This window comes from Protofrankia symbiont of Coriaria ruscifolia (assembly GCF_900634745.1).
Lineage (GTDB): Bacteria > Actinomycetota > Actinomycetes > Frankiales > Frankiaceae > Protofrankia > Protofrankia californiensis.
In genome coordinates this window covers 1-8,417 of the sequence record NZ_CAAAFR010000012.1, presented here as the reverse complement: position 1 = coordinate 8,417, position 8,417 = coordinate 1, and the positions used below count along the sequence as shown (strand labels likewise).

General features: G+C 64.3%; 6 protein-coding genes and 3 pseudogenes. 1 reads left to right on the top strand and 8 read right to left on the bottom strand.

Features of this window, described 5'->3' with window-relative positions:
• Positions 1 to 40: 40 nt before the first annotated feature.
• From CV1CTNOD_RS26075 to CV1CTNOD_RS01045, 6 genes and pseudogenes are all read right to left on the bottom strand, one after another.
• Entirely contained in the window at positions 41 to 1,723 is a 1,683-nt protein-coding gene (locus CV1CTNOD_RS26075) for a DUF3052 family protein (RefSeq protein WP_242606260.1), read from the bottom strand.
• Between the two features lie 434 nt (positions 1,724 to 2,157).
• Positions 2,158 to 2,857: pseudogene (locus CV1CTNOD_RS01065) on the bottom strand (IS6 family transposase).
• Positions 2,858 to 3,464: 607 nt separating this feature from the next.
• Positions 3,465 to 3,554 (bottom strand): annotated as a pseudogene (locus CV1CTNOD_RS01060) (thioredoxin family protein); the annotation flags it as partial.
• Between the two features lie 264 nt (positions 3,555 to 3,818).
• On the bottom strand, positions 3,819 to 4,835 hold the full coding sequence (locus CV1CTNOD_RS01055) for an ABC transporter permease subunit (RefSeq protein ID WP_131784343.1): 1,017 nt from the start codon (positions 4,833 to 4,835) through the stop codon (positions 3,819 to 3,821).
• Positions 4,832 to 5,761: an ABC transporter ATP-binding protein gene (locus CV1CTNOD_RS01050; protein WP_131784342.1), complete on the bottom strand. Its 930-nt coding sequence runs from the start codon at positions 5,759 to 5,761 to the stop codon at positions 4,832 to 4,834. Before CV1CTNOD_RS01050 ends, CV1CTNOD_RS01055 begins: the two co-directional genes overlap by 4 nt.
• Positions 5,758 to 6,150 (bottom strand): GntR family transcriptional regulator, encoded by a 393-nt coding sequence (locus tag CV1CTNOD_RS01045; RefSeq protein ID WP_131784341.1) that lies wholly within the window; start codon positions 6,148 to 6,150, stop codon positions 5,758 to 5,760. The genes CV1CTNOD_RS01050 and CV1CTNOD_RS01045 overlap by 4 nt, the downstream gene beginning before the upstream one ends.
• A gap of 259 nt (positions 6,151 to 6,409) precedes the next feature.
• Between CV1CTNOD_RS01045 and CV1CTNOD_RS26070 the strand changes: the two are divergent.
• Positions 6,410 to 6,583, top strand: a pseudogene (locus tag CV1CTNOD_RS26070) (IS6 family transposase); the annotation flags it as partial.
• A gap of 497 nt (positions 6,584 to 7,080) precedes the next feature.
• On the opposite strand, the gene CV1CTNOD_RS01035 reads toward CV1CTNOD_RS26070, so the two are convergent.
• A complete protein-coding gene (locus CV1CTNOD_RS01035) occupies positions 7,081 to 7,449 on the bottom strand; it encodes a nucleoside triphosphate pyrophosphohydrolase family protein (RefSeq protein ID WP_131784340.1) in 369 nt (122 codons plus the stop codon).
• Positions 7,442 to 8,417, bottom strand: a 976-nt coding sequence (locus CV1CTNOD_RS01030) for a hypothetical protein (protein ID WP_207386093.1), incomplete at its 5' end; no start/stop codon positions are given. The genes CV1CTNOD_RS01030 and CV1CTNOD_RS01035, both read right to left, overlap by 8 nt.

Sequence of the window (8,417 nt, the reverse complement as noted above, 5' to 3'; positions counted from 1 at the left end):
GGTCCGCCATGTCCTGCTTTCCCACAACGCAACAGCCCCCTCAGCACCCGCGGCAGCCCACGGATGGCCGGCTTATCGGTGTCGGACCCGCTGGGACTTTGGGTGCGGCCAGCCGTATTCCGACCCACTCCGCAGCGACACTCATAGTGCTCGTCTGCGCTAGGCCAGCGGCCGGGGCTGCCTCCAGCACGTCGCTGGGCTCGACATGACCCTCTCGGCCAGCCTTCGGCGTCAGCAGCCAGATCACGCCAGCCTCGGACAGTTGGCGGCGGGCGTCGATGAGAGCCTCCACGAGATCGCCGTCATCGTCCCGCCACCACAGCAGCACGACGTCAACCACCTCGCCGGAGCCTTCCGGGACGCGTTCCGTTCCGCTGGCGGAAGTGACAGCGTCAAGAAGATCATGGGCGATGTCATCGTCTTCCGGGATATTGAGCGACTGAACCCGTACGTCGGGCGTAATACCCAGACATGCCGCGTTCGCCGCGGTCGGACTCACCCTCGTTGCGTTGTTCCGCTCGTGGGGCGGGCACGTCGTGTCACGGATCTGAATACTCGTCGGTACCACGATCGGCATCGGTGCACCTTGATCCGGGGAAAACGCATCCTGATCCGGGGAAGCAGCCGGAACGGTGTCGGTCAGGCTGCCCGGCCCACCGGTGGGAGGGTGGGTCTCCGCGGCAAACGCGGCGGACCCGTCACCGGTGACGCGGGCACCGCCGACGCTTTCACCGGTGGCATTGTTGGACGGGTCGGTGGACGATCGACGCTCCCGGTCGAGGAGATTGAGCAGCAGCTCGGCAGCGATCTTCCCCTGACGGGCCGCCGGCTGGACGATCGTCGTCAGGTCGAACAGCTCTGCCATGTCGTGCCCGTCGAAGCCGATCACAGACATGTCCTCGGGCACGCGGAGCCCGGCATGGCGCAATGTCCGCAGCGCACCCATCGCCATCTCGTCGCTTGCGGCGAACACCGCTGTGGGCGGCGACTGGATCGAGAGCAGCTCGGCCATGGCCTGCGCACCTCCCTGCACGGTGAAATGCCCGGCCGTCTCCAACCCGGGATCACATTCGATACCGGCTGCCGCAAGAGCTTGGCGATAACCGCGCGGCCGATCCGTGGGAGCGGTGAAAGGCACCGGTTCACGATCACCTGATTCGTCCCCGACCGCCCCACCCGAGATCAGCCCTATCCGCCCATGACCAAGATTGATCAGGTGCTGCACCGCCGCACGGGCACCGGCGACGTCGTCGACCCGCACGCTGGCGAAGCCGGGCACGGTCGCGCCGACAAGAACAACCGGTATATTAAGCGCTTGCAGAAACTCGATCTCCGTCAGGGTGAGAGGCGGACACAGGATGAGCACCGCATCGACCCGCTTGCGCAGCGGCAGCGCATCGAAGAAGCGCACCCGGCCCGCATCGTCGCCGAGATTGTACAGCAGCAGATCCAGTCCGGCCGCCCGCAGCACCGCCTCGGCCCCGCTGACGACCTGGGCGAAAACCCAGCTGGTCACATCCGGCACGACCACCCCGATCGTGCCCGTACGCCCGCTAGCGAGCCGGGACGCCTGCGGCGACGCCACATATTCCAGCTGCGCGGCAGCCTCCCGGACCCGTCGTCGGGTGCTTTCGGCGACGCCCGGCAGCCCACGCAGCGCCCGCGACACCGTCGCCGTGGAGACGCCCGCCAACGCGGCCACGTCCTCGATGCTGCCGCCCATCCCGGGTTCCTCCTCAGTCCCCGACGCACCCGCCGGACCCCACCAGCCGGCCAGCCGGCCCTGCCCCTATGTGTAATTTGGTTGTGTGCGCGAAGGAACCGTCTAGTAACATGTTTATTACACAAAGCTGGGATCATAACAGGGTTTGGCGCTTCGGGAAAGTTAGGGACCGTGGAATCGGCCCGGCCGAGGTAGAGGGTCTGTTGCGTTTGCCGGGTCCTTGGTCCGGCCGGCTGGGTGGATGCGTCGAGATCCCGTCGGGTCTGTTGCGTTCAGCGGAGTCAAGACATGCCAGCCTCCGCCGGGCCGCTGATCAGACCGCCAGGGCGAGCTCGGTGAAGGCAGCCGACAGCCGCAGGTGTGGGTTGGGCGTTGTTAACTTGGCTGGGGCCAGGCGTGTTGGGACCGGGCGGGGCCGTGTGTCTGCGCTGTGATCAGGCTGCCGCGGGTACGCCAGTGATCTCCTTCCAGGTCCTGAAACGGGCGGGTCATCTCGGTGCGGTAGTCGGTAGCGGTGAGGCGGTGACGCCGGGGCCGGAAGTGCGGCGAGATCGCACTGAACACCGACAGGAACGTCTGCGCGGCTCCGGGCGAGCGGAAGCCTTTCCTGGCATGTTCGCGCTGGCGGGTGGGCTGGTGGGAGTTCTCCGCCCGGTTGTTCAGGTACTTCGAGCAGCGGTGCTCCACCGAGCGCATGATCTCCCGGTGGGCGGCACCGCAGCTGCGCAGCTGGTCGGTGACCAGCACCCTCTGCGTGCGGCACTGGCGCTTGAGCAGTTTCTGGAAGAACCGCGTGGCCGCCTTCGCGTCACGTCGAGACTGGACCAGGATGTCCAGGACGTTGCCGTCCTGGTCGACCGCCCGCCACAGGTACTTCCACCTACCGTTGATCTTCATGAAGACCTCGTCCAGGTGCCACGTGTCGCCGGCCTGGGGCTTGCGGCGGCGTAGCTCGCGGGCGTAGGTGGGCCCGAACGTCGCACACCACTGGCGGACCGTCTCATGGGAGACGATCACCCCGCGGGCGAGCATGAGCTCTTCGACCTCGCGGAAGCTCAGCAGGAAGTGGTGGTACAGCCACACGCAGTGGCTGATGATCTCTGCCGGGTGCCGGTAGCCCTTGTACGACGGCATTCCGGCTTCCACGAGCAGTCCCTCCCGACGACAAACAACCCGAAGATCATTTTCAGGCTACCAGGCCAAGTTGACAGTGCCCCTCACAAGGGTCCGAACGGTGTCGCCGTCGCAGGCAAGATCAGACCGCAGAGGTGGCACTGCCACCAGCAAGTGCTTACCATTATCGCCTGGCCGCTAACAATAGCGGAGGTCGACGCCATGTAGAGGCGCATCCGGTCGGAGTTGAAGCCGTTCGTGGCGGCCTTGTGGACAGCTTTCCCTGTGGGAGTGAGCTCACCATCGCTATCACGCTCGGCAGCCTTACTGACCGCGATGACCGTCTGGGTATGCACCGCGTGCACCGGGTGCACTGGCGGCAGGGCTTTCGGGCATAGCAGTCCCGAACCGCCCATGGTCTTGACTGGAAAAGGGTAGTCATCCACGGTTTTCGTCCCTGAATGCGACGGCAGTGTGCGTCGCGCTATTCCAGTAGACCGCGTAATGCCCGGTGACGGGCGCATAGCGAAACACTCCTTGGTCCGTCAGGAACGGGACCAGTTCAAAGGGTGCCGCTACGTCGCCCGACAGCTCTCGGATCGATTCACTGTCGAACTCGATCGCCTCGTCTGTACGGCCCGCACCACTCGGCCCGGAAGTCGACGAAGACGGGCACCTTGCTGTCCAGTACCTCCTTGGCGAATGTGCTGTCGGTGACGGCCTGGGGATCCCTGCCATGGCGATTTCCTTATGGTGGTTGCTCTAGGGGCCCGTAATGGATTAAGTGACGCCATCGCAACGCCCTGACGCGAAGATTCGGGACCGAATCTTCGCACACCACGGTGCGCCTCGAAGACGGCGCCGCGATGCTGACCTGCGTAGACGCCTCGCAAGAAAGTCACTTATTGCATTCCAGCTCCTAGCGGTGGTGATGTGGACCTGGGTGCATCGGGAACGGTTGGGACAGCGGTACCCGGGACGGTCAGGACAGGCGTCGGATCCACCAGAAGCAGAACCCTGCGAGACCGAGGGTGAGGGCGGTGTAGATCCCGGTCTCGTACCACTGGAAGAGCCAGAAACGGCTGGAGGGATGATAGATCATCTGTTCCTGGTAGCCGAGCCATTTTATCTCGGCGACGCACGCCGACCTATCGGCGGGCTCGAAACCCGGGAAACGATTCAACGGTTGGCCGAACGCGCAGGGTCCTGAGGACCGGGACAGGGGGATGTCGTCGACGTTGTCTCCGGACTTGTCCACGATGTTCTTGGACGGGATCCAGGCACCCCATTCGGGCGCCTTCACGATCACGTTTATGTGACCCTCACCCGACGGCTCTAGTGCGTACAGGTTCGAGGCTGTGATCTCGAAGGTCGAACGGGTGGGTTGGGAGAAGTGGACCCGCAGTCCCGGCATGGCGATCTGGACGGCGAGGTAGACGACAAGGGTGATGGCCATGGCGGGCTGGGTGCTGCGGACCAGCATCCCGACGGTCACGCCGAGGACGAAGGCAAAGGCCGCGTATCCGATGGGGGCGATGCCGCGGGCGGCGAACAGCAAGGGCGATATCGCTTTGGTCTTGTCGATCGGGATGGACCACCGGGTCACCGCGAGGCTGCCCAGCCCCGCGGCGGTCATGGCGGCCAGGCCGCCGAGACTGAGTTTGACAGCCAGCCAGCGGGCGCGGGTAATGCTCTGGTTCCACACCAGCCGGTGGGTGTCGGCCTCGAGCTCACGGGGGATCAGCGGCGCTCCCCAGAAGAGCCCGATAAGAGCCGGCAGGACCAGCACGATCGTGGTGAGCACGAGGGACCAGGCCAGGTGGTCGTCTTTGAAGTGCTCGACAAAGCTCGAGCAGCTGGGGGTACAGGCGGTGATCCCGTCGGAGTATTTATGGGCCAGGCCCGGGCCGGTCAGGCCCAGGATGGCGGCGAGCACAGCGAGCGGGACGAACATCATCGCGGCCGCGGCGCGGGACTGACGCCAGGTCAGCCAAATCATCGCTGTACCTTCAGGACGGGTCGATGGTTGCGGTTGGCCACAGGCGGGCTCATGTAGGTCAGGACGAGGTCTTCCAGGCTGAGCTGACTGACGTCCCAGACGGGGTCGTGGATCGGGGCGTCGGTGCGGATGATGAAGGTGTTATGCCGCTCGACGTGGCTGGAGGAGATGACGTGCTGGTGTGCCGGGAGCCGGGGGGGGTCGCGGAGCAGGCCGCTGAGCCTGCGGTGGGTGGCCAGCAGCTCCTCGATCTTTCCCGCCACCCGGACGCGGGAGTCGGCGAGCACGATCAGGTAATCGCAGACCCGTTCCAGATCGGAGACCAGGTGGGAGGACAGCACCACGCTGAGCTTGTGCTCGGCGACGTCTTCCCTCTCGGCGACCTCCTTCCTCTCGGCGACGTCTGCCATCAGGGTTTGCAGGAACTCGCGGCGGGCGGACGGGTCGAGCGCGGCGACCGGCTCGTCCAGGAGCAGCAGCTCGGGTCGTTTGGCGACACCCAGGGTGAGGGCGAGCTGGGCGCGCTGCCCGCCCGACAGCTTTCCGGCCCGGCGGGCGGGATCAAGACCGAGCCGTTCGATCCGTTCCCGTGCGAGCGCGTCGTCCCACCGGGGGTTGAGGCGGGCACCCAGCTTCAGATGGTCGGCGATGCTCAGCCTGTCGTAGGTGGGGGTGCCCTGGGCGACGAACCCGACCTTGGCCAGTTGTGCAGGGCTGGCTCCGGGGCGGCCACCGAGCACCGTGATGCTGCCCGAGGTCGGCGCCGTCTGGCCGCTGGCGAGGTTCAGCAGCGTGGTCTTGCCCGCTCCGTTGGAGCCAACCAGTCCCACGACGTGCCCGGCCGGGATGTCCAGGGTGCAGTCCGACAGCGCCCAGCGCCGTCCGTACTTCTTGCCCAGTGCCTGGGCCCGCAAGGCGGCGGTCATGCTATGTCCTCCACAGCGGTGGTCCGAAAGGCGGTCATGAACAGGGCCTCGATGCTTTCGTCGTCGAGACCGGCCCGGCGGGCCCTGGCCAGCCAGCGCTGCAGCTCCTGACGCAGTGGCTCGTGCGCGGGGAGTGAGGCGTCGGCGAGCGTCGCGGTCACGAACGTCCCCACCCCGGGCCGGGCGACGACCAGGCCCTTGTGCTCGAGTTCCCGGTAGGCCTTGAGCACTGTGTTCGGGTTGATTGCCAGCCGCGCCACCACGTTCTTGACCGTGGGGAGCTGGTCACCCTCACGCAGCAGGCCCAGCCGCAGGGCCTGCCGCGCCTGGCGGACCAGCTGCAGGTACGGCGAGAGACCGGATCGCTCGTCCAGGTAAAACTCGATCATCCGGGGCGTCTCCCCATCTAGCTACATATTTCCTTAGCATCCTAGTACATGTGTGCAACCCAGGGCCGAGATACCGTCTCGCAGAGGTCTTTAGGGATCTGTTGACGATCTTGTTTGCGCCGTGAGGCGCTGAGGATCGAAGGAGGTGCAGGACCTCCTCGCCGGACCGTCGCAGCGGCAGTGGATCGTCCCCACCCTGGCGTGCGTTGTGGGTGGGTCTGTTGCGTTCGCCGGGTCCTTAGTCAGGTAAGATGGGTGGATACGTCGAGGTTCCGTCCGTCCACCGGTCCCGCCTCTCCAGTTCACCGGGTTCCGGTTCCCGCCCGATGTGATCGTGCTGATGGTCCGCTGGTACCTGCGCTATGCCCTGTCCTATCGGGACCTCGAGGAGCTCCTCGCCGAACGCGGTCTGCTTGTCGACCATGTGACCGTTCTCGACTCGGTCGACCCGCACGACACCACCAGTGCGGCGATCTACACCCTGCGCCGGCTGGCCGGGCGGATCCTCCGGCCAATGAAGAGTGTTATTCAGAACCCCCTGATCGGCCGAGCAGGAGCGGCGCTGACCTGCGGCGACGTCGGCCGCGACCCGAGTTCTGAATAACGCTCGAAGCTGTTTTATACGCCTCCGATCACCAAGGCGAGCGTGCTCACTCAATTCTCATCCGAAAGGGTGGAGGTGCGCCGTCACGAATGCTACTGACGTGATCATTGCCACGATGATGTCAGTAGAGTCGAAATTCTTCCTTTCTAGTTCCAAAGTGCCGACTCCGTCGGCGGATCGACGAAGACGCACAAGTACGGAAAGCCTGATGTACTTCCCAGGGTGCATTCAATCCCACCCTTTAAGCCATATCCATTCTCTACACAGGAGATGGGGCACTCTATGCCGAGGAGACGCCTACATCTCGCAGGCACGACGCCGGCTACCTACGCCACCGCGACGTCGTCGGCCTCCACACCGCCGCAGGCCGCGTCAGTCCGGACGCTTGCCTCCGACCTGGGGCGGAAACCATCTGGGTACCTGAGCAGCAGCTTCTCCACGTTGGCCGTCGCGACCTCGTGGAGCGAGGTTCCGAGAACGCCGGCCAGGTGCGCCAGGTACCAAAGGACGTCTCCCATTTCCTCGATGAGCGCCTCACGGTCGAGCGGTGCGCCGTGAAAGACGTGCTTCTTGACCAGGTCGGCGGCTTCACCGGATTCCCCGCAGAGTCCGATCACCCCGAGCAGTAGATCGTCTTTTTCTGATAGCCCGTTGATGGCCGTCCGACGGACAGCATTCTGGTAGGTGTCAAGCATGGGCGATGTCGGAGCGCGCCACGAACATTCCGCACGATGCTTTTACGTCGAAGCCGACGCGGGGGACTATCTTCACCCTGCTGCCCGGAAGGCGTTTTTCCATGACAGCAGCATTGCGGTGGATGACCTCTTCCGCCGGCTCCTGGCCGACCCGAGGAGAGTGCGGATTATATCTGACGATATTGACGTCGACGCGAAGGTTCATTTTGTTTACCATCGCACAGACGCCCTCCACGCTTTCTTCGGAGTCGTTTTCGCCCTCGATGAAAGCAAAATGCAGAACCGGGATCTTGCGCGTTTTCAACTGGTAATCCTTGAGCATCTCGAGAGCGTCTTCGGGCGCCATGGCCTTCGGTAGCCAACGGCGGCGGAACCTCGGATCGACAGAATAGATAGAGTAGTAGATGTCGGGGCTATAGCCGCCGAAGATCGGCGCCAAGCCGTCCAGCGCAGTCAGCTCGGTCGGGAAGATAGTGGAGAACTTCACCCGAGGTACAAGACGTCGGCGAGTCGCTTCGGCGCTGAGTCGGTCGACCAGTTCGGGCCCGTTGCCGAGGATGTGGGGGTTCGAAAACGGTTCGCCTCGCGCCATGAAGTTAAAATGTACCACTTTTGCCGGCTCAGCATTGCAGTCGTACCATGAGAGTACTTCCGTCGCCTGGCTCAAGATTTCGTCCGTGGTCAAGTCGCTGGCCTGAACCTGACCGGTCTGCGTCAGATGGCACATGCGACAGGCTTTTCCGCAGCCCGTCTGCGACGACACGTACACGATGAAGTAGTCCACGCGACGTCTTACGTACCGGGCCTCGATCATTCCCCCAGGCTCATAAGACAAAACGAAGTTCTTTGATGGGTCGATCTTGCTCTCTATGATCATCGTGAAATCCCCTTCCGTACGGGTCGGCTCCATCGTCAGATCGACAGGGGGTGGTTTCAAGGGGTCAGAGCGACGCCCTGACACCCCGCTT

What these genes read in the sequence shown, in the direction of transcription:
- CV1CTNOD_RS01055 (WP_131784343.1), bottom strand. Translation starts at nt 4,835, where the DNA reads ATGATTTGGCTGACCTGGCGTCAGTCCCGCGCCGCGGCCGCGATGATG.
- CV1CTNOD_RS01035 (WP_131784340.1), bottom strand. Translation starts at nt 7,449, where the DNA reads ATGCTTGACACCTACCAGAATGCTGTCCGTCGGACGGCCATCAACGGG.
- CV1CTNOD_RS01045 (WP_131784341.1), bottom strand. Translation starts at nt 6,150, where the DNA reads ATGATCGAGTTTTACCTGGACGAGCGATCCGGTCTCTCGCCGTACCTG.
- CV1CTNOD_RS01050 (WP_131784342.1), bottom strand. Translation starts at nt 5,761, where the DNA reads ATGACCGCCGCCTTGCGGGCCCAGGCACTGGGCAAGAAGTACGGACGG.
- CV1CTNOD_RS26075 (WP_242606260.1), bottom strand. Translation starts at nt 1,723, where the DNA reads ATGGGCGGCAGCATCGAGGACGTGGCCGCGTTGGCGGGCGTCTCCACG.